This window comes from Streptomyces sp. NBC_01317 (assembly GCF_035961655.1).
Classification (GTDB): Bacteria; Actinomycetota; Actinomycetes; order Streptomycetales; family Streptomycetaceae; genus Streptomyces.
In genome coordinates this window covers 3,038,355-3,058,853 of record NZ_CP108393.1, presented here as the reverse complement: position 1 = coordinate 3,058,853, position 20,499 = coordinate 3,038,355, and the positions used below count along the sequence as shown (strand labels likewise).

Sequence of the window (20,499 nt, the reverse complement as noted above, 5' to 3'; positions counted from 1 at the left end):
GGGACTGGGGCTCCTGCTCGCGGTTGCGATGGGCGTGGCGGTGTACGGCGTCTTCCACGGCATCCGCCTCTACCGCGCGGACGCCAAGCTCCCCGGCGACCTCGCGGTGGCCCTGGAGATCGGCGCCACCCGCACCACGGCCGTGGGCTCCGGCATCGACCGCCTCGGCATGCGCTGGGCCCCCACCGTGCTGAATCTGATGGGCCCCAAGCGGGTCGAAGCCCTGCGCCACCGGCTCGACATGGCGGGCAACCCCGGCGGCATCACCGTCGACCGCTTCGCCGCCCGCCGGGCGGTGTACGGGATCCTCGGCGCGTTCGCCGCCCTCGGGATGGTCGCGCGGGGCCAGACCGTCATCGCGGTGGTCGCCCTCACCTTCGGCCTGGTCTGGCCCGACGTCATCATCCGGGCGCACGTGCGCAGGCGGAAGGCGGACATCGAACGGACCCTCCCCGACTTCCTCGACGTCCTCGCGGTGGTCGTGTCGGCGGGACTCGGCTTCCGGCAGGCGCTGGAGCGGGTCGCCGACAAGTACTCAGGACCCTGGTCGGACGAACTGCGCATCACCCTGCGGCAGATGGACATGGGCGTCAGCCGCCGCCATGCCTTCGAGCAGCTGCGCAGGCGCAACGCCTCCGAGCAGGTGTCGATGTTCGTCACCGCCCTCCAGCAGGGCGAGGAGCTGGGTGCCCCCATCGTGGACACGCTCATACAGATCGCCAACGACATGCGCCGTACGGACGCGCAGAACGCGCGCCGCAGCGCCGCCCAGGCGGTGCCGAAGACAACCCTCGTCGTCACGATGGTGATGCTTCCCGCCACCATGATCCTGATCGTCCTGAGCTTCTACTACGGCTCGGGAGTCGACTTCGGAAGTGTCCTCTCGGGCTGATGGGACGTTGACAGGCAGGACGAGCCGACCACCACGAACCCGAAGGGAGGTGACCCATGACGGCGACCACGGCACCGCACGTCCCGCCGCTCCCGATCCAGGTCAACGCCCTGCAAGCGCTGTGCCGGCAGACCTTCGGCTTCCGGCTCGCGATGATCGCGCTGGCCGCGCCCTTTGCCCTGGACCGCGTGCTGAGCACGCCGGGGACCTGGCTGGTCGGCTCCGCGGTACTGGTCACCTTCATGGTGTCGTACGTCCTGCTCCGCGACTGGGAACGCTTCGGCCCCGTCCTCCTGCGCCACCCGGCGCTGCTCGCCGCCGACATGTTCTTCGGCGCGCTCCTGCTCGCCACGGCGTCGCCCGACTCGACACTCGCGTACGTCACCATCTGCACCCCGCTCCTGGCCGGGCTGGTGTACGGCTGGCGCGGCGCGGCCCTCTTCGCCGTCCTGCAATCGCTGATCATCGGCGCCGCGTACGCCGTCAACGGCGAGGTGGAGGCGGGCTTCAACGCCCTTTTCCTGCCCGGCCTTTGTGTCATCGCGGGCGCGGTGGGCAGCACGCTGCGCAAGCTGGTCCTGGGCTTCGGCATGGCGAGCCAGGCCCTGACCGAGGCCCGCGCGCGGCTCGCCGCGCACGGCGCCGTCGAGGAGGAACGCGCCCGACTGGCCCGGGAGATGCACGACTCGGTGGCCAAGACCCTGCACGGTCTGGCGATGGCGGCGGAGGGCCTCGCGCGCACGGTGGACCGTACGGACCCGCTCACGGTGCGCCGCCAGGCCGAACTGGTGGCCCGCGCGGCCCGGCGCGCGGCGGCGGAGTCACGGGAGCTGCTGGCCGACCTGAGAACGGACCCCGGCCCGCCGCGCCAACCGCCGGCCGGCGTGGACATTCTGGCCGAACTGCGCTTACAGACAAGCCGTTTCGCGACCCGGCACGGCGTACGGACGACCTTCCACCGGCTGGGGGACACGGCCGTGCCGCTGCTCCCGCCGGTGGCCGCGCGGCACGCGCTGACGATCGCGTCGGAGGCGATGGACAACGCCCACCGCCACGCGGACCCCGCCGAGATCTCGGTCTCGGCGGGGCTGACGGGGGACGTCCTGCGGATCAGCGTGTACGACGACGGCCGGGGTCTCCCAGCGGACATCTCCCTCAACTCCCTCGCCCGCACGGGCCACTTCGGCATGGTGGGCATGGTGGAGCGGGCCGCGTCGATCGGAGCCCGTATCCGCATCGGCAGGGGCGGGGCGGCGAACGGCACGGAGGTACGCCTGGAACTCCCGTCCGCCGCTCTGGGGACGACGGACACCGCACCGCTGGTGAGGAGGCCCTAGGGATGCCGGCGGACCACCAGAGAACGACACATCCGGCGGAGGAGCCGGAGCCGTCCCGCCCGCTCCGCATCGTGGTCGCGGACGACAACCCGGTGGTACGGGCGGGCCTGGCGGTCCTGCTGTCGGGGCGCGACGACATAGAGGTGGTCGCGGAGGCCTCGGACGGCCGGGAGGCCTACGACCAGGCCGTACGCCACCGCCCCGACGTCATCCTGCTGGACGTACGGATGCCGGGCGTGGACGGCCTCGCCGCCCTGCCCCGCCTGGTGCCGCTGGCCCCCGTCCTGATGCTGACGTACAGCCGCGAGAACGAGATCGTGTACGAGGCGCTCAGGCGCGGCGCGGGCGGGTATCTCGTGCATGGCGAGTTCACGGCGGACCAACTGGTGCGGGCGGTGGGGGACATCAGGGCGGGACGGGCGCATTTCAGCCACTCGGCGGCGGGTGCGCTGCTGGCGAATGTTCGGCAATTCACGCAACACTCTTTGCATACGCAATCGAATGTGGGACATTCTTCCGGGGGGCGCCAGTTGTCACCCGCTGTTCCGTGCGAGGAGTTGAGTCGGCGGGAGGGGGAGATCATGGGGTTGATCGCGTCGGGAATGACCAATCAGCAAATCGCCGCGGCGTGCTTCATCAGCCAGAAGACGGTGAAGAATCACATCAACCGCATCTTCGCCAAGCTGAACGCGCGCAACCGCGGTGAGGCGATCGACCGGTGGCACGGGGTCGCGCCGGGAAGACCCGGAAAGGCCGGGGAGTCATGACCGACACCGTCCCGATCGGAACGAAAGCCCCCGCCACCCCTTGCTGGGCCCGGCGTTGGGCCCAAGGACCCATGGCGAGAGGGGCTGGCCCGGCGTACGTTTCTCATGTCACGCGTGAGACCGGCCGGGAGGAAGCCGGTAGCGCGCGCGACGCACAGGAAGCGCACGAGCCGGCCGGCAGTCGGCCGGCCGACACCGGAGGGGAACGCCATGTCGAACATCCCGCTGAAGGCCGCCACCGCGACAAAACACTACGTCGGCACCTGGACGAACACGGCGATCACCGCGATGAAGCGGCGCGGCGACAAAGGCCAGGGCGCGGTGGAGTATGTCGGGGTGATCGTGCTGGTGGCGCTGATCATCGCGGCGCTGGTCAGCTCCGGCGTCGCCGCGGACATCGCGGCCGGTCTCTCCGACAAGGTTGCAGAGATCCTCGGCAACTGATGAGCCGTCGCGGTTCCGGCGAGGCGGGGCAGGCCGCTCCCCTTTACATCATGATGGTGGTGGGCCTGCTCTTTCTCGCGCTCGCGCTTTTTGCCGTCGGTCAGGCCGGGGCCACGCGCAACGGTGCCCAATCGGCCGCCGACGCCGCCGCGTTGGCAGCGGCCCAGAAGTCCAGGGACGAGTTCGAGACGGATCTCCTGCCGCATCTCCTGGACCCCGATTATCTGGACGACATTTTCAACGGCAATCCCTTGGGGACCTTCAACGGCTGCGCGGAAGCGGCCTACTTCGCCGGACAGAACGGTGCCGACATCGACGGTGGGGGATGTGGCTGGGCCTCAGGTGGCCGATGGGGTTTCACCGTCCATGTCGTGACCCAGGAGTCGATGGGCGAGAGCATCCTCCCAGGGACCGAGAACCAGCACGCCAAGGCGCATGCCACGGCCGTTGTCGAGCCCCGGTGCGCCTTTGTGCCCGCCCAGGACGGCACGACGCCGCCGGACGACGCGCCCCCGCCGGACGAGCCGGGTGAGGAAGGCGATCCCGAGCCCGTGTCACCGGGCGCACTCCAATGCGACGACGACAAGTGGACCATTGATCCTGAGGATTTGAACCTCCTCCCGGACATGGCTGATCTATTCTCCGTGCGACTGGCCCAGGACTGACCGCGAGCGAACGCAAAGGAACGGCACTCATGAATATGTGGCGTGGAGCGAGGGCGCGCGCGGCTGCGGGATCCGCCGTCGCGGCCGTGGCCCTGACCGTTTCCTTGACCGCCTGCGGTGGTGGTGAGGACGGGAAGTCGGGGAGCGGCAGTACGGCGTCGTCGTCCGCTCCGGTCAAGGAGACTCCGTCGGCGGAGGACGAAGGCACCACGGTGCCGGACACCAGCACCACTCTCGCGACCATCAACGGCAGCAACGGTTTCCAGATCATCGTCCACACGGCGGAGCGTGACGACGGTGGCTTCCTGACAGTCACCGGGACGATCAAGAACATGAGTAACCAGAACGAGGGCGCGCCCATCGAATGGAGTGGGCAGGAGCCCCAGATCCAGCGGGCCGGGAGGTCGCTGGGCGGGATCACCCTGGTGGACAAGGCCGAGAAGAAGCGTTACTACGTGCTGCGTGACACCGACGGGTCGCCTCTCACCACCACGGGGATCAGCCGCGTGGACGGGGGTGCCAGTAAGAGCTTCTACGCCCAGTTCCCGGCACCGCCCGACTCCACGAGCCAGGTGGACATCCAGGTACCGACGATGCCCACCGCGACGATTGCGATCTCCTGATGCGTGCCCCCCTGCCCCGCGCACGCAGCGGGCACGCTCCCACGCCCTACGCACGCACCCCCCGCCCCCTGACCGCCACCCTCGCCGCCGTGGTCCTCCTCGCCGGCATGCAGTTCACCCTCGCCGCCGGCGCGCGCGCCGATGACGGGCCCAGCGTTCCGCCCGGGACCGGGTCGACCTCCCCGCCGCCCGAGGTCGACGGAGGCGCCCCCGGACTCAAGCTGCGCGACGGCGCCACCCTCGCGCCCGCCAAGGTCCTCGACATCATCTCCATCGTCGAGACCGAGGGCGGCGAGGAACGCCGCGAAGACACCAACGAGAACGTCAAGTTCGCCCTCCAGGCCGAAGTCCTCTTCGGCAAGGACAGCGCCAAGCTGTCCCCCGCCGCCACCTCCCGCATCGCCGCCATCGCCGACGAGATCAAGCAGCAGGGTTCCACCAAGGTGCGCGTCTTCGGCTTCACGGACAACCTCGGTTCGTCCGCACACGGCGACGTGCTCTCCAAGCAGCGCGCCGAGGCGGTGCACGGCGTCCTGGACACGGAGTTGGCCTCCGCCGGCATCACGTACGAGATCCGTGGCTACGGCGAGGACTACCCGATCGCGGACAACGGCACGGAGGAAGGCCGCAAGAAGAACCGCCGCGTGGAGGTCTCCTTCCCCCGCAACGACTGACCGGTGCGGGTGCCGGCATCGGTCCCGCCACCGGCACCGCCACCAGCACCGCCACCAGCACCGCCACCAGCACCAGCACCAGCACGGAACCCCGCCCCGAGCCACCAACCCCGGGGCGGGGTTCCGCTATCCCGCCGCCCGCACCCCCACCCGCGTCCCCACGCGCAGCCCCCACCCCGCCATCGCCCCCGCCTCCGCCTCCAGCACATGGCGGGCCCGCCACCGGGGCAGCGGCAGGCGGCCCGGTCTCAGGGTGTGGACGTCGAGGACCGTCAACTCCCTGTCCAGGTACGCCACATCGATCGCGAAGCGCATCCGGAACGTGTGCACGCTGCCGCACGGGGTGATCAGCAACGCGCCGTCGATCCCGTCCCGCCCCAGCAGCCCGCGCCGCCTCGCCCCGTACGACGCGGCGATCTCCAGATCCACCTCCGCCTCCTCCGCCACCTCCGCCTCGCTCCCCGCCCCGGCCCCGACCGTCAACGTCCCTCTGCCGTCCCGCCAGTTCGCCATGCCCCGACCGTAGACCCGAGCCGCGTCCTAGAGTCGGTGACGTGTACGCCACGCTGATCGCCGTCGCCGCCCTCTGGGGCGCCGCCACCGGGCTGCTCGTGCCGCGCGCCGCGTACCGGCTCTCGGTCGAGCCGGAGGACGCCTGGCGGGCCGACTGCCCGGCCGGACACCCGATCACCGGCCGGGCCGGGGGCTGGCTCGGCGCCCCACGATGCGCCCCCTGCCACGCGACCGGCAGCATCCCCTACGCCCCCTCCCTCCTCCTCCCCCTCCTCACCGCCCTCTCCTGCGCCGCCCTCGCCGCCGCCACCGGCCCCCGCCCCGCGCTCGCCGTCTGGCTCCTCCTCGCGCCCTTCGCCGCCCTCCTCGCCCGCGTGGACGGTGCCGTCCGCCGCCTCCCCGACGTCCTGACCCTCCCGCTGGCCGCCGCCACCGCCGCGCTGCTCGGCGTCGTCGCGCTGCTCCCCGGCGAGGACGGCCCGGACGGTGGCTCGTGGACGACCTCCCTCCTCGGCGGACTCGCCCTCGGCGCCTGCTACTTCGCCCTCTTCCTGGTCAACCCGAACGGCCTCGGCTTCGGCGACGTCAAACTCGCCCTCGTCCTCGGGGTCGCCCTCGGCTGGTACGGCTGGGGCGTGCTCTTCGCCGGCGCCTTCGCCGGCTTCCTGCTGTTCTCGCTGTACGGCTCCGCCCTGATGCTCCGCCGCCGGACGACCCGTGGCATCACGCTCCCCTTCGGCCCGTTCATGATCGCCGGAACATTCCTCGGCCTGCTCGCCGGAGGCCTGACGACCCGCTAGGACCTGAATCCCGGTGAAAACCTGTGAAACGCCGGACGGCCCGCGAAAACAGTCGCCAACTCGCCGTCCCGATGCCACGATCTCCTCATGTCTGACACCGGTGCCCGTACCTTCGAAGAACTGATCGCGGAGGCCGAAGCCGCGTCCGTGGACGGCTGGGACTTCTCCTGGCTCGACGGCCGGGCCACCGAGGAACGCCCCGACTGGGGCTACGCGCGTCTGCTGGCCGAGCGGCTGTCCCGCGCCACCGCCGCCCTCGACCTCCAGACCGGCGGAGGCGAAGTCCTGGCCGAGGCCCTCGCGGCCGGCCGCGAGCGGCCCTCGCTCACCGTCGCCACCGAGTCCTGGCCCCCCAACATCGCCCGCGCCACCGTCCTGCTCCACCCCCTCGGCGTCGCGCTCGTCGCCGACCCGGACGAGCCCCCGCTGCCGTTCGCCGACGGAGCCTTCGACCTGGTGGTCAGCCGCCACCCCGTGCGGGCCTGGTGGGACGAGATCGCCCGGGTGCTGCGACCCGGCGGCACGTACCTCTCCCAGGAGGTCGGCCCGGCCAGCGTCTTCGAACTGGTCGAGTACTTCCTCGGCCCGATGCCGCCCGAGATCCGCTCCGGCCGCGACCCCGACCGCGCGGCCAAGGAGGCCGAAGCCGCCGGACTCGACATCGTCGATCTGCGGACGGCCGCCCTGCGCACCGAGTTCCGCGACATCGGCGCCGTCGTCTACTTCCTGCGCAAGGTGATCTGGATGGTCCCTGGCTTCACGGTCGAGCAGTACCGGGACCGGCTCCTGGAGCTGCACCGCCGTATCGCCTCGGACGGCCCCTTCGTGGCGACGACAACACGCTTCCTGATCGAGGCCGTCAAGCCCGCGTAAGCGCACCGGGCCCCGGGCCCGCCCCACCCCCGCGTCAAGTCCGCGCCGTCACCCCTTCGCTCCTGAGAGTGACGACGAAGCGTGGCGAGTTCTCGCCATTTCCCCGGGGCCGTAGCGCGAAAAAGCCCGGAATCCCGGGCCCCGCAAGGGGTCGAACCGCTGTCCGCACGCCAACCCGGGCCCTTCGGGGCGCATCAAGGGGCGCACCAACACTTACGAAGGGTTATGGTGGAACTCCCCCCCCTCGGGCCGGTCCGTATCCCCCCCCACGGACCGGCCCGTTTTTTCATGTCCGGGGCGAGCCCCGGGCACGGCGCCGGAGCGTCAGTTCCGCCCGGCCCAGATGTTCGTGCCCTCGGTGTCCACCGCGAAGCTGTCGATCTCCGCCAGCTCGTCCTCGGACAGCGGCGCCGCCGACAGCGCGGCCACGTTCTCGTCCAGCTGCTTCACGCTGGAGGCGCCGATCAGCGCCGACGTCATCCGCGGGTCACGCAGCACCCAGTTCAGCGCCAGCTGCGCCAGCGACTGACCGCGCCGCCCCGCGATGTCGTTCAGCCCGTTCAGGCGCCGGACGACCTCGTCCGACAGCAGGTGCGGGTCCAGGGACTTGCCCTGGGTCGCCCGCGACCCCTCCGGGATCCCCTTGAGGTACTTGTTCGTCAGCAGGCCCTGGGCCAGCGGGACGAACGAGATGCAGCCCATCCCCGCCTGCTCCAGGACGTCGAGGAGCCCGTCGTCCTCGATCCAGCGATTTATCATCGAGTACGACGGCTGGTGGATGAGCGCCGGGACACCCATCTCCTTGAGGATGCGGGCCGCCTCCGCGGTCTCCGCCGCCTTGTACGACGAGACCCCCACGTACAGCGCCTTGCCCTGCTGCACGGCCGACGCCAGCGCGCCCATCGTCTCCTCAAGAGGAGTGTTCGGGTCCGGGCGGTGCGAGTAGAAGATGTCGACGTAGTCGACGCCCATCCGCGCCAGGGACGCGTCGAGCGACGACAGCAGGTACTTACGGGAACCCCACTCGCCGTAAGGACCCGGGTGCATCAGGTAGCCGGCTTTGGTCGAGAGAACCAGCTCGTCCCGGTAGGCCTTGAAATCCTGCCCGAAGATCTTGCCGAAGTTCAGCTCGGCCGACCCGGGCGGTGGACCGTAGTTGTTCGCCAGGTCGAAGTGCGTGACGCCCAGGTCGAAGGCACGGCGCAGAATCGAGCGCTGTGCCTCCAATGCGTAGTCGTCACCGAAGTTGTGCCAGAGGCCGAGCGAGATCGCGGGCAGTTTGAGGCCGCTGCGACCGCTGCGCCGGTACTCCATCGAGTCGTACCGGTCGTCGGCTGCGGGGTAAGAAGGAAAATCAGTCACACATACTTCCTTATCACGGACTTGTGACAGAGCGGGTTGGGTGCGCGTGGTGCCCGCGCAGTACTGTGACGGCTTCGGGGTCCCTGGGCCGGCCCCAGGATCCCGTCAGTGGACTTAGTGGACGCGCCGGTCCCCACGGAATCGAGAGGTGGACTCAGTGAACCTGCGCGACCTGGTGTACAGGCTCTACGCACGCCGGGTGGAAGGCCGTCTCGACCACGACCAGGTGCCCAAGCACATCGGCGTCATCCTGGACGGCAACCGTCGCTGGGCGAAGGCGTCCGGCGGTACGGCCGAGCAAGGACACCAGGCGGGCGCCAGCAAGATCCTCGAACTGCTCGGCTGGTGCTCCGAGACCGACGTCCAGGTCGTCACCCTCTGGATGCTCTCCACGGACAACTTCGACCGCCCCGAGGACGAGCTGGTCCCCCTCCTCGGCATCATCGAGAACACGGTCCGCCAGCTGGCCGCCGACGGCCGGTGGCAGGTGCACCACGTGGGCACGCTCGACCTGCTGCCCGCCCGTACCCAGACCGTCCTCAAGGAGGCCGAGCAGGCCACCCTCGGCAACAAGGGAATACTCGTCAACGTCGCCGTGGGTTACGGCGGCCGCCAGGAGATCGCGGACGCGGTCCGCTCCCTGCTCCTCGACCACGCGAGCAAGGGCACCTCCTTCGAGGAGCTCGCCGAGATCGTCGACACCGACCTGATCTCCTCGCACCTCTACACGCGCGGCCAGCCCGACCCCGATCTGGTCATCCGCACCAGCGGAGAACAGCGGCTCTCCGGCTTCATGCTCTGGCAGAGCGCCCATTCGGAGTACTACTTCTGCGAAGTCTTCTGGCCGGCCTTCCGTAAAGTCGACTTTCTCCGCGCCCTGCGCGATTACGCGGCGCGTCACCGCCGCTACGGAACCTGACCGGAACCTGACCGAGCCCTTGTTCCGCAAGGCCTCCGCGTCCCGGTAGCGCCGTCGGGCCAGGCCCGTACCCCTGCGGCCCGTGCCCACGTCACCCGAGGTTCACCCGCCGTCCGTCATATGCCATGGCATGGCTGAGCGCGTTCCAGGGAATACAGCTTCCAGGTCGACGTCCGAAAAGCCTTCCGGGAGCAGCTGCCGGGCGGATGTCGCATCTCAGCGGACGGCATGGGGCCGTCCGCCCGGGAGGCCCTTTGCACCAGGACGACCGTACGGTCAGACGTACGGGCGACGTGGAGGGCCGGAGCTCGGCCCGCGCACGGGGTCCGCAGCCCGGTCCACCCGCCCGCGACGCCGTCGCACCCCGACCTCATCCGAGGGGGTACGTCCTTCCGTGGTGACAAGCTCGAAGCGCCGCATGCCTGACCGGCGCACCTACGTTCTCGACACCAGCGTCCTGCTGGCCGATCCGAACGCCATGTCCCGCTTCGACGAGCACGAGGTTGTGCTGCCGATCGTGGTGATCACGGAGTTGGAGGCCAAGAGGCACCATCCGGAGCTGGGGTATTTCGCCCGGCAGGCCCTGCGCCTGCTGGACGACTTCCGCATCCGGTTCGGCCGCCTCGACGCCCCCATCCCGCTGGGCGATCTGGGCGGCAGCCTCCGTGTCGAGCTCAACCACTCTGATCCCGGCATCCTGCCCGCCGGCTTCCGATTGGGGGACAACGACTCACGGATTCTCGCGGTCGCGCGAAATCTCCAGGCCGAGGGGTACGACGTCACGGTCGTCTCCAAGGACCTGCCGTTGCGCATCAAGGCGTCGTCGGTCGGACTCCTCGCCGAGGAGTACCGCGCCGAGCTCGCCATCACCGATTCGGGCTGGACGGGGATGAGCGAGCTGACACTCGCCGCCGACCAGATCGATCTCCTCTACTCGGAAGAGTCGGTCTTCGTGCCCGAGGCGGGCGACCTGCCGGTGCACACCGGGCTGGTCCTCCAGTCCGACCGCGGCAAGGCGCTCGGCCGGGTCACCCCCGAGGGCAATGTACGGCTCGTCCGCGGTGACCGGGAGGCCTTCGGGATCCACGGCCGCAGCGCCGAGCAGCGCATCGCCCTCGACCTCCTCCTCGACCCGGACATCGGCATCGTGTCGATGGGCGGCCGGGCCGGCACCGGCAAGTCGGCGCTGGCCCTCTGCGCGGGCCTGGAGGCGGTCCTGGAGCGCAGGCAGCACCAGAAGGTGATGGTCTTCCGGCCGCTGTACGCGGTCGGCGGCCAGGAGCTGGGCTATCTGCCGGGCTCCGAGGCCGAGAAGATGAGCCCCTGGGCGCAGGCGGTCTTCGACACGCTCTCCGCGGTCGCCGGCCGTGACGTGATCGAGGAGGTGCTGGGGCGCGGCATGCTCGAAGTGCTGCCGCTCACGCACATCCGCGGCCGGTCCCTGCACGACGCGTTTGTCATCGTCGACGAGGCCCAGTCCCTGGAGCGGAACGTCCTGCTGACGGTCCTCTCCCGGATCGGGGCCAACTCCCGGGTGGTGCTCACGCACGACGTCGCGCAGCGCGACAACCTGAGGGTGGGTCGGTACGACGGCATCGTGGCGGTCGTCGAGAAGCTCAAGGGCCATCCGCTCTTCGCGCATGTCACCCTCACCCGCTCCGAGCGTTCGGAGATCGCCGCGCTCGTGACCGAAATGCTGGAGGACGGCCAGATCTAGGCACGTATCACCCCAGTTGGCGCCGCCCGGCGAAGCCCAGGAGCTTAGCCGGGCGGCGTCGCGCCGCGCGCCCTTTTCCTCAAAACTCCTGGGGCAAACGGGGTGTGAGCTATCCCACGCAACGATTAATTGCCTCGCGGCGTCGGCTTCCGGCAGAGTCTTGCTTCCGTCAGGCCCCCGCATGCGGCACACCCGCACCTCCAGAGGTGCAGCACCACACAACTCCACACTTGCCGCCGCATGCCGCCCGAGCACCAAGTGGCGATCCCCGAGCGGGGATTGCCCGTCGGGCCCGAGTCTCCCGTGACCCAGTAGTGCGGAGTCCAGTGCCAGGGGCACGATCGCGTCCGCGAGGTCACCTATGCGGGCGATGCTGGAAGGACACCGTGTGAGCCGGATCTCGGTCCGGGGGTTCGCCGTGGCTTCTGCCACCGCGGTCACCACCGTCGGCGCAGTCGTGGGGGTCGCCTCGGGCGCCACCGCGCAGGTTTCGGACGACAACTTCGAGGCCACCGCAGCCGACACGACGCTCCTCGCAGACATCCCCGCGGGCCAGCAGGCGCAGGTCCAGACCGCGTCGCTGACCCAGCAGGCGGAGGCACAGGCCTCCGCCGCCGACACGGCCGCGCAGAAGTCCGCCGAGGAAAGCGCCCGTCTCCAGGCCGCCAAGGACGCGACGGCCAAGAAGCAGGCCGCCGAGGAGAAGGCGGAGCAGGAGAAGAAGGAAGCCGCGGAGGCCAAGGCCAAGGCCGAAGCCGAGAAGAAGGCCAAGGAGTCGACGGTCTCGATCGCCTCCTTCTCCGCCCAGAGCTCCTACACCGTTGCCGAGGTCCAGGCGATCGCCCGCCAGCTGGTCCCCGCGGACCAGTTCCAGTGCTTCAGCAACATCGTGAACCACGAGTCCACCTGGAACTACAAGGCCCAGAACGCCTCTTCGGGCGCGTACGGCCTCGTCCAGGCACTCCCCGGCTCCAAGATGGCCTCGGCCGGAGCCGACTGGCAGACCAACCCGGCCACGCAGATCAAGTGGGGCCTGGGCTACATGGACGACCGCTACGGCAGCCCGTGCGGTGCCTGGTCGTTCTGGCAGGCCAACAACTGGTACTAGGCCCCGCCCGGCGGACCTGGTCCGCCCCGCGCTCAACCTTGTGAAGCCCCTCACCGTCCTACGGTGGGGGGCTTCGCCCGTGTACGGTCGTTTCCGACGGCCCCCGGAGGGACGCGTGGGGAGACAGTCGGGGGGAAGAGGAAGCATCATGTCAAGAGTGCCGGGGTGGCTGGGGCGGGTAGGTACGGGTCTGACCCTCATGGGGGAGCGCCTGGACCGGCGCAAGGCCGAGGTCCGGGCGGAGGCGGAGGACGACCTCACCGCCGACCTACCGACGCCGGCGGCCGTACCCGCGCCCGCGCGGGAGCGGGAGAACGTCCCGCCGCCGCCCGCGTACGCCCCCGCCGTGGCCGCCAGGCCCGACCCCGTCGCCGCCATACCGTGGGGGATCCGTGTCGCCGGTGAGGCCGCCTGGCGGTTGCTGGTGCTGGCGGGCACCCTCTGGGTGCTCATGCGGGTCATCAGCGCCGTCCAGCTGGTGGTCCTCGCCTTCGCCGCCGCCCTGCTGATCACGGCACTGCTCCAGCCGACGGTCGCCTGGCTCAAGCGGTTCGGCGTACCGCGCGGCCTCGCCACCGCCCTCACCGCGATCGCCGGGTTCGTCCTGATGGGACTCATCGGCTGGTTCGTGGTGTGGCAGGTCCTGGAGAACCTCGACGACCTCTCCAACCGGGTCACGGACGGCATCGACGAGCTCAAGCGGTGGCTGCTCAACAGCCCGTTCCATGTCACCGAGAAGCAGATCAACGACATAGCGAACAACCTGAGCGACGCGGTCGGCACGAACACCGAGGAGATCACCTCAGCCGGCCTCCAGGGCGTGACCGTGATGGTCGAGTTCCTGACGGGCGCGCTGCTCGCCATGTTCTCGACGCTCTTCCTGCTGTACGACGGCAAGCGCATCTGGCGCTGGACGCTGAAGCTGGTCCCGGCGCAGGCGCGGGAAGGCGTCGCGGGGGCCGGGCCGCGTGCCTGGCACACCCTGACCGCCTACGTACGCGGCACGGTCCTGGTGGCCCTGATCGACGCGGGCTTCATCGGACTCGGCCTCTACTTCCTCGACGTCCCGCTGGCCGTGCCGCTGGCGGTGTTCATCTTCCTCGGCGCGTTCATCCCGCTGGTCGGCGCGGTGATCTCGGGCGCCCTGGCCGTGGTGGTCGCGCTGGTGACCGACGGGGTGTTCACGGCGCTGATGGTCCTGGCCGTGGTCCTCGCCGTGCAGCAGATCGAGGGGCACATCCTCCAGCCCTTCATCCTCGGCCGGGCGGTACGGGTGCATCCGCTCGCCGTCGTCCTGTCGGTCGCCGCGGGCGGGCTGGTCGCGGGGATCGGGGGAGCGGTGGTGGCGGTGCCGCTGGTGGCGGTGACCAACACCGTGGTCGGCTACCTCCGTTCGTACAGCCAGGAGCAGGCGCTGCGCCAGGCGTCCGCGGCGGCGGACCCGCCGGCTCCGGAGGACGGCCCGGAAGCGCCGGCCCCCGAACCACCGGCACAGGTCACGACCCCGGCTCCGGCTCCGGCCCCCGCGCCCGTCGCGACGGACACGCTGGCGGGGCAGGAATGATCTCGGACCTCGAACTGGTCGGCGACGAAGCGCAGCCGCCGCCCGGCGGGACTCCCGGGTCCGGCTCCGGCTCCGGGGCCGGTCGCGACTCCGGCTCAGGGACCGTCATCGGTGACGACGGCGTACGGGACGTCTCCGGGCGCTTCCGCCCCTGGCTGTGGGCGTTGGGCGGCGCGGTGGCCGCCTCCGCCGTCTGGGGTGCCTGGGCGTACGCGGAGAGCCAGGCCGAACCGGACCTGCGGGGATACCGGGTCAGCCGCGACCTGTGCGACGACGCGAAGCTGTCCGCCCTGTCGGCCGCGTACGGGGAGCGGAGGGAGTCGGGGAGCCACCGGGTCGACGAGCGGGCCGAGGTGGACCACGCCGTCTGCTCGGTCGACCTCGTGCGCCCCCCGAAGGGCGAGTCGTTCGCCTCGGAGTACGCCTCCGTCGACCTGGCGTACATCCGGCACAAGGTGACCGACCCGGAACCGGAGTTCGACGCCTCGGTCACCGCCCCGAAAGCCTGGCACGTCACCGACAACAAGGCGCGGCGCATCGCGGACCTGGGGGAGCGCGCCTATCTGCTCAGCGAGGTCGACGGGGAAGGCAAGGAACTCCGGGTCCTGGACGGCCAGATCGAACTGAGTCTCGTACTGAACGGGGTGGTCGTGGGCCAGGAGGACCCGGTCACCGGCGAGATGATCGTGCCGGACGGGATCGACTTCGAGGGGATCGAGCCGTCGATGATCGAGGACATGAGGGATCTCATGGCCACGCTCAAGAAGTGACCGGGACGGGTGAGGGGCCCGGCGGTAAGCCTGATCCCCTCACCCGCCCCCGCTCACTCCACCTCTGCCAGCACCGCCTCCGCGTCGAGCGTCGTGCCCACCGCCTGGACCACCGAGGCGATCTTGAACGCCTCCTGGACCGTCCCGCGGTCCACGCCCGCCTTGCGGAGTGCCTCCTCGTGCGAGTCGAGGCACTGGCCGCAGCCGTTGACGGCGGAGACCGCCAGCGACCAGAACTCGTAGTCGGCACCGTCCACGCCGTGGTTGCCGATGACGTTCATCCGCAGGCCGGCCCGGAGCACCCCGTACCCGGGGTCCGACATCAGGTGCCGGGTCCGGTAGAAGACGTTGTTCATCGACATGATCGCGGCGGCCGACTTCGCGGCGGTGTACGCCTCCGGGGAGAGCCTGGCCCTCGCCTCGGGCGCCAGCGCGCGCAGGACGCGGGGGGAGCGGGAGGCGATCGCGCAGGCCAGAACCGTGCCCCAGAGGCGCTGTTCGGGCAGCTCGCTGTTGCCGATGACCGAACCGAGGTTCAGCCGCAGGTCCTTGGCGTAGTCCGGCAGGGCGGACTTCAGTTCGTCGAGTGACACGGTGGATCACTCTCCCGAGAGGAGAGCGGCGGCGTCGAGGGTCCGGTCGCCCTTGTTCCAGTTGCACGGGCACAGTTCGTCCGTCTGGAGTGCGTCGAGCACTCGCAGCACCTCCTTGGGGTTACGGCCCACGGAGCCGGCCGTCACCATGCTGAACTGGATCTCGTCGGACGGGTCCACGACGAACACCGCGCGCCGCGCGAAGCCCTCCGCGTCCTCGATGCCCAGGTCGCGCATCAGCTCGTGCCGGGAGTCGGCCAGCATGGGGAACGGCAGGTCCCGCAGGTCCGGGTGGTCCTTGCGCCAGGCGTGGTGGACGTACTCGGAGTCGCCCGAGAAGCCGAGCACCTGCGCGTCCCGGTCGGCGAACTCGCCGGTCAGCCGCCCGAAGGCGGCGATCTCGGTCGGGCACACGAAGGTGAAGTCCTTGGGCCACGCGAAGAAGATCTTCCACTTGCCCTCGTAGGTCTTGTGGTTGATCTCCTCGAACTCCGCGCCCTTCTCCAGGGAGACACAGGCGGTGAGTTCGAACGACGGAAACGTGTCACCAACAGTGAGCACACGCACTCCTTGTGGGGGGTGGAAGTCCCCTTTCGGGGGCTTGCAGCGCATTCAGCGGGGTCGCGTTGCGTCACCGATGGTGGCACAGCGGACACAAGGACGGAAACGCTCCACAACCTTCCGTAACCCTCATGAGTCGGTTTCGGTGGGACGGGTGCTGATTCTCACGTCCCAAAAGAACGGATCACCCGTCCTTTGTCACAGGGTCGGATGTTAGCTTTCTGAGCTGATTCCGGTAAAAGCCGGTGAAACGACAAGATCAACGACAAGAACAACAACAGGGTCGACGACAAGATCTGGGAGCGGAGCGACACAGCGATGGGCCGTGCTGACGAGAGACGGGCCCGGCACCGAGGAACCCGCCGGGCACCCAAGCCCAGGAGGAGCGGCATACGCCGGCTCTTCACATGGAAGAAGATGCTCGGCACGTTCTTCGGCCTGTGCCTGCTCGTCATGGGCGCGTTTGTCGTGCTGTACCTCACCGTGTCCGTGCCGGACGCCAACGCGCAGGCCAAGATGCAGAGCAACGTCTACAAGTACAGCGACGGCACGGTCCTGGCCCGTACCGGCGAGGTCAACCGGGAGATCGTCGGCCTGGAGGAGATCCCGCAGCCCGTCCAGCGGACCTTCGTCGCCGCCGAGAACAAGTCCTTCTACCAGGACGCGGGCGTCGACATCAAAGGCACCGCCCGCGGCGTCCTCAACACGCTGTCAGGGAAGGGCAAGCAGGGTGGTTCGACCATCACCCAGCAGTACGTCAAGAACTACTACCTGACCCAGGACCAGACGGTCTCGCGGAAGCTCAAGGAACTGGTCATCTCCTTGAAGGTGGACCGGAAGCTGAGCAAGAACGAGATCCTCGCCGGCTACATCAACACCAGCTACTACGGGCGCACCGCGTACGGCATCCAGGCCGCCGCGCAGGCGTACTACGGCGTCGACGCCGCCAAGCTGAATGTCGCGCAGGGCGCGTACCTCGCGGCGCTGCTCCAGGCCCCCAGCCAGTACGACTGGGCCGAGGCCACGCCCCTCGGCAAGAAGCTGGTGACGGCCCGTTGGAACTACGTCCTCGACAACATGGTCGAGCAGCACTGGCTGGACGCCTCCGCGCGCGCGGGCCTCACGTTCCCCGTACCGCACGAGCCCAAGGTCGCGCCCGGCCTGGAGGGCCAGACGGGCTACCTGGTCAAGGCCGCCGACGAGGAACTGGTCCGCCACGGCGTCGACAAGGAGCAGATCGACGCGGGCGGCTGGACGATCACGCTCAACATCGACCGGAAGAAGCAGCGGGAGCTGGTCAAGTCGGTCGGCGAGCAGCTGGAAGACAAGATCGACCGCAAGAAGAACAAGACCGACGCCACCGTCCAGGCGGGGGCCACCTCCGTCGACCCGAAGACCGGGAAGGTGCTCGCGCTCTACGGCGGGGTGGGCGCCACCGAGCACTGGCTGTCCAACGCCACCCGCCAGGACTACCAGCCGGCTTCGACGTTCAAGCCGGTCGTGCTCGCCTCCGCGCTGGAGAACGGCTCCAAGACGCAGGACGGCAAGAAGATCGACATCGGGACCGTGTACGACGGCACCAGCAAGCGCCCGGTCAAGGGCAGTGACACGCCGTTCGCCCCGGAGAACGAGGACAACCACAGCTACGGGCCCGTGGACGTCCAGAAGGCGATGAGCGACTCCATCAACTCCGTCTTCGCGCAGATGGTCGTGGACGTCGGCCCCGCCAAGGTCAAGCAGACCGCGCTCGACCTGGGGATGACGGACGTCGCGGACAGCTTCCCCGAGCGCCCCGCCATCTCGCTCGGCACGATGGACGCCTCCACCTGGGACATGGCGGGGGTGTACGCGACCCTCGACAACCACGGCAGGAAGGTCACGCCGACGATCCTCAAGTCGGCCGAGCACAAGAACAAGCTGGTCGACCTCCCGGACCCGATCGGCAAGCAGGTGATCGACCGGGAGACGGCGGACACCGTGACCCACGTCCTCCAGGGCGTGGTCGCCAACGGCTCGGGCAGCGCGGCCAGGACCGACGCCTACGAGGCGGCGGGCAAGACCGGCACCTCGGAGAACAACAAGTCCGCGTGGTTCGTCGCGTACACCCCGCAACTCACCACGGCGGTGGCGCTGTTCGGCGAGGCGCCCAAGGGCGGCACGCAGGTCAGCCTGACCGGTACGGCCAACTCGGGCCGCGCCAACGGTGGTGGTTTCCCCGCCCGCATCTGGGCGGACTACACGCTGGCCGCGCTGAACGGCGGCTCGGACGCGACGTTCGACCTGGACTACCGGAAGCCGGTACGGGAGAAGCCGACGCCGACCCCCTCGCCGACCCTGTCCACCCCCACGCCGAGCGCGACGTCCCCGTCGCCCAGCCGCTCCACCGAGCCGCCGGAGCCGCCGACGGACACCCCGAGCGCCCCGCCCACCCCGAGCGAGAGCCCGTCCGGGTCCCCGACCCAGTCCCCGCCGGCCACCGCGCCCGTCACCCCGCCGGACGAGACGTTCGAACCCTTCGAGCCGTTCGGTCCTCCCGACAACCGGCGGGGCGGCGACTAGAGCGGCGACCGGACGCCGTACCAGCGAAGCCCGCACGCATGCGGGCACACGCGTGCGGGGCGGGCCACAGAGGGCCCGCCCCGCACGCGCCGTACCGCATGCGGCCTGTCAGCCGCCGTTGACCTGGTGGGCGATCCGGTCGCCGATGTTCTTGTCGATGTTGCGCCAGTACTGGAGCGCCCGGTCCAGGACCGGCCGGGACACGCCCTGCGCCAGGTGCCCCGACACGTTCGACACCAGCCGGTCGCGCTGCGCGTCGTCCAGCACCTGACGGACCTGGGTGCCCGCCTGGCCCCAGTCGTCGTCCTCGCTGTGCAGCTTGTACGCCTCGCGCACCATGTCACCCGCCGAGGCCCAGCCCGCCGGACCGCCGAACTGCGCGGGGTCGGCCGCGGGGCCGCCGTACGAGTTCGGCGCGTACGGCATGGCCGCGTCCGACGCCTCGTACCGCATCGGGCCGTCCTTGGAGTACGAGTGCACCGGCGCGTGCGACCGGTTGGGCGGCAGCTGCGTGTAGTTCGGGCCGATCCGGTACCGGTGCGTGTCCGGGTACGAGAAGAGCCGGCCGAGCAGCATCTTGTCCGGGGACGGGCCGATGCCCGGCACCAGGTTCGACGGCTCGAAGGCGGCCTGCTCGATGTGGACGAAGAAATTGTCCGGGTTCCTGTCGAGCGTCATCCGGCCGACGTCGATCAGGGGGTAGTCGCCGTGCGGCCACACCTTGGTCAGGTCGAACGGGTTGAAGCGGTAGTCGGCCGCGTCGTCGAACGGCATGATCTGGACCTTGAGGCTCCAGGTGGGCGCGTCGCCCGACTGGATCGACTCGTACAGGTCGCGGCGGTGGTGGTCACCGTCGGAGCCCGCCATCCGGTCGGCGTCGGCCTGCGTCAGGTAGTCGATGCCCTGGTCGGTCTTGAAGTGGTACTTCACCCAGAAGCGCTCACCCGCGCCGTTGACCCACATGTACGTGTGCGAGCCGTACCCGTTCATGTGGCGGAACGACTTGGGGATGCCCCGGTCGCCCATCAGCCAGGTGACCATGTGGGCCGACTCGGGGGAGAGGGTCCAGAAGTCCCACTGCATGTCGTTGTTGCGCAGCCCGGTGGCCGGGTGGCGCTTCTGCGAGTGGATGAAGTCCTGGAACTTGATGGGGTCACGGACGAAGAAGACCGGCGTGTTGTTGCCGACCATGTCGTAGTTGCCGTGCTCCGTGTAGAACTTCAGCGCGAAACCGCGCGGGTCGCGCCAGGTGTCGGGCGAGCCCAGCTCACCGGCGACCGTCGAGAAGCGGGCGAGCATCTCCGTCCGCTTCCCCGGCTGGAACATGTCCGCCTTGGTGAACTGGCTGACGTCGTTCGTCACTTCGAAGAAGCCGTACGCGCCCGCACCCTTGGCGTGGACCACCCGCTCGGGGACCCGTTCACGGTTGAACTGGGCCATCTTCTCGATCAGGTAGTGGTCCTGCATCAGGATCGGGCCGTCGGAGCCGATGGTGAGCGAGTGCTCGTCGCTCTCCACCGGGATGCCGACGTTGTTGGTCGTGAAAGGAGTCTGAGGGGATGACTCGGACACGAGCGTCCTCCCGTTGATAGAGGGCCCGGGGGGCCGGGGTGACCCAGGGAGTGTCCGCGAAGTGGTGTCTTGCTTGCGAGCCCCGCCCTGCGGGCGGACGACCCCACTTCGCGGACACTCCCTGGGACGTGGCAGCGGTCACATCGGCCGCCTGCCCCAGTGAACCTCCGCGACACCCCGTCGGCA

General features: G+C 69.7%; 20 protein-coding genes. 15 read left to right on the top strand and 5 right to left on the bottom strand.

The window, feature by feature from the left end:
• The first annotated feature begins 4 nt into the window (after positions 1-4).
• The 7 genes from OG349_RS12790 (at position 5) to OG349_RS12760 (ending at position 5,402) form a co-directional block, all read left to right on the top strand.
• Positions 5-892 (top strand): DUF5936 domain-containing protein, encoded by an 888-nt coding sequence (locus OG349_RS12790; protein ID WP_327238553.1) that lies wholly within the window; start codon positions 5-7, stop codon positions 890-892.
• A 56-nt stretch (positions 893-948) separates the two neighbouring features.
• Positions 949-2,229, top strand: coding sequence for a sensor histidine kinase (locus OG349_RS12785; RefSeq protein ID WP_327234725.1), 1,281 nt, complete (start codon positions 949-951; stop codon positions 2,227-2,229).
• A 2-nt stretch (positions 2,230-2,231) separates the two neighbouring features.
• Positions 2,232-2,996, top strand: a complete 765-nt coding sequence (locus OG349_RS12780; protein WP_327234724.1) for a response regulator transcription factor — start codon at positions 2,232-2,234, stop codon at positions 2,994-2,996.
• Positions 2,997-3,206: 210 nt separating this feature from the next.
• Positions 3,207-3,440, top strand: a complete 234-nt coding sequence (locus tag OG349_RS12775; RefSeq protein ID WP_327234723.1) for a hypothetical protein — start codon at positions 3,207-3,209, stop codon at positions 3,438-3,440.
• Entirely contained in the window at positions 3,440-4,105 is a 666-nt protein-coding gene (locus tag OG349_RS12770; protein ID WP_327234722.1) for a pilus assembly protein TadG-related protein, read from the top strand. The genes OG349_RS12775 and OG349_RS12770 overlap by 1 nt, the downstream gene beginning before the upstream one ends.
• A gap of 29 nt (positions 4,106-4,134) precedes the next feature.
• Positions 4,135-4,728, top strand: coding sequence for a hypothetical protein (locus OG349_RS12765; protein WP_327234721.1), 594 nt, complete (start codon positions 4,135-4,137; stop codon positions 4,726-4,728).
• Positions 4,728-5,402, top strand: a complete 675-nt coding sequence (locus OG349_RS12760) for an OmpA family protein (RefSeq protein ID WP_442806241.1) — start codon at positions 4,728-4,730, stop codon at positions 5,400-5,402. The genes OG349_RS12765 and OG349_RS12760 overlap by 1 nt, the downstream gene beginning before the upstream one ends.
• A gap of 126 nt (positions 5,403-5,528) precedes the next feature.
• Here OG349_RS12760 and OG349_RS12755 read toward each other — a convergent pair whose 3' ends face one another.
• Positions 5,529-5,915: a DUF192 domain-containing protein gene (locus OG349_RS12755; RefSeq protein ID WP_327234720.1), complete on the bottom strand. Its 387-nt coding sequence runs from the start codon at positions 5,913-5,915 to the stop codon at positions 5,529-5,531.
• Between the two features lie 41 nt (positions 5,916-5,956).
• On the opposite strand from OG349_RS12755, the gene OG349_RS12750 reads away from it, so the two are divergent.
• The gene (locus OG349_RS12750) at positions 5,957-6,715 is read left to right on the top strand and encodes an A24 family peptidase (RefSeq protein ID WP_327234719.1); all 759 of its coding nucleotides are present in this window, start codon (positions 5,957-5,959) and stop codon (positions 6,713-6,715) included.
• 87 nt (positions 6,716-6,802) lie between these two features.
• Positions 6,803-7,588: a class I SAM-dependent methyltransferase gene (locus OG349_RS12745; RefSeq protein WP_327234718.1), complete on the top strand. Its 786-nt coding sequence runs from the start codon at positions 6,803-6,805 to the stop codon at positions 7,586-7,588.
• A 324-nt stretch (positions 7,589-7,912) separates the two neighbouring features.
• On the opposite strand, the gene mgrA is transcribed toward OG349_RS12745, so the two are convergent.
• The gene (mgrA, locus tag OG349_RS12740; RefSeq protein ID WP_327234717.1) at positions 7,913-8,950 is read right to left on the bottom strand and encodes an L-glyceraldehyde 3-phosphate reductase; all 1,038 of its coding nucleotides are present in this window, start codon (positions 8,948-8,950) and stop codon (positions 7,913-7,915) included.
• Positions 8,951-9,107: 157 nt separating this feature from the next.
• Between mgrA and OG349_RS12735 the strand changes: the two genes are divergently transcribed.
• The 5 genes from OG349_RS12735 (at position 9,108) to OG349_RS12715 (ending at position 15,028) form a co-directional block, all read left to right on the top strand.
• A complete protein-coding gene (locus OG349_RS12735) occupies positions 9,108-9,869 on the top strand; it encodes an isoprenyl transferase (RefSeq protein WP_327238551.1) in 762 nt (253 codons plus the stop codon).
• A gap of 394 nt (positions 9,870-10,263) precedes the next feature.
• A complete protein-coding gene (locus OG349_RS12730) occupies positions 10,264-11,586 on the top strand; it encodes a PhoH family protein (RefSeq protein ID WP_161306634.1) in 1,323 nt (440 codons plus the stop codon).
• 388 nt (positions 11,587-11,974) lie between these two features.
• Positions 11,975-12,694, top strand: a complete 720-nt coding sequence (locus OG349_RS12725) for a lytic transglycosylase domain-containing protein (protein WP_327234716.1) — start codon at positions 11,975-11,977, stop codon at positions 12,692-12,694.
• Positions 12,695-12,842: 148 nt separating this feature from the next.
• Positions 12,843-14,258, top strand: coding sequence for an AI-2E family transporter (locus OG349_RS12720; RefSeq protein ID WP_327234715.1), 1,416 nt, complete (start codon positions 12,843-12,845; stop codon positions 14,256-14,258).
• Complete coding sequence (locus OG349_RS12715) at positions 14,255-15,028, top strand: hypothetical protein (protein ID WP_327234714.1); 774 nt, start codon at positions 14,255-14,257, stop codon at positions 15,026-15,028. Before OG349_RS12720 ends, OG349_RS12715 begins: the two co-directional genes overlap by 4 nt.
• A gap of 53 nt (positions 15,029-15,081) precedes the next feature.
• Here OG349_RS12715 and OG349_RS12710 read toward each other — a convergent pair whose 3' ends face one another.
• Both OG349_RS12710 and OG349_RS12705 read right to left on the bottom strand, forming a co-directional pair.
• Positions 15,082-15,621 carry an alkyl hydroperoxide reductase gene (locus tag OG349_RS12710; RefSeq protein ID WP_327234713.1) on the bottom strand — a complete coding sequence of 180 codons (540 nt, stop codon included), beginning with the start codon at positions 15,619-15,621 and terminating at the stop codon, positions 15,082-15,084.
• Positions 15,622-15,627: 6 nt separating this feature from the next.
• Entirely contained in the window at positions 15,628-16,182 is a 555-nt protein-coding gene (locus tag OG349_RS12705; protein ID WP_167027767.1) for a peroxiredoxin, read from the bottom strand.
• 318 nt (positions 16,183-16,500) lie between these two features.
• On the opposite strand from OG349_RS12705, the gene OG349_RS12700 reads away from it, so the two are divergent.
• On the top strand, positions 16,501-18,741 hold the full coding sequence (locus OG349_RS12700; protein ID WP_327234712.1) for a transglycosylase domain-containing protein: 2,241 nt from the start codon (positions 16,501-16,503) through the stop codon (positions 18,739-18,741).
• A gap of 108 nt (positions 18,742-18,849) precedes the next feature.
• On the opposite strand, the gene OG349_RS12695 is transcribed toward OG349_RS12700, so the two are convergent.
• The gene (locus OG349_RS12695) at positions 18,850-20,313 is read right to left on the bottom strand and encodes a catalase (protein WP_327234711.1); all 1,464 of its coding nucleotides are present in this window, start codon (positions 20,311-20,313) and stop codon (positions 18,850-18,852) included.
• Between the last annotated feature and the right edge of the window lie 186 nt (positions 20,314-20,499).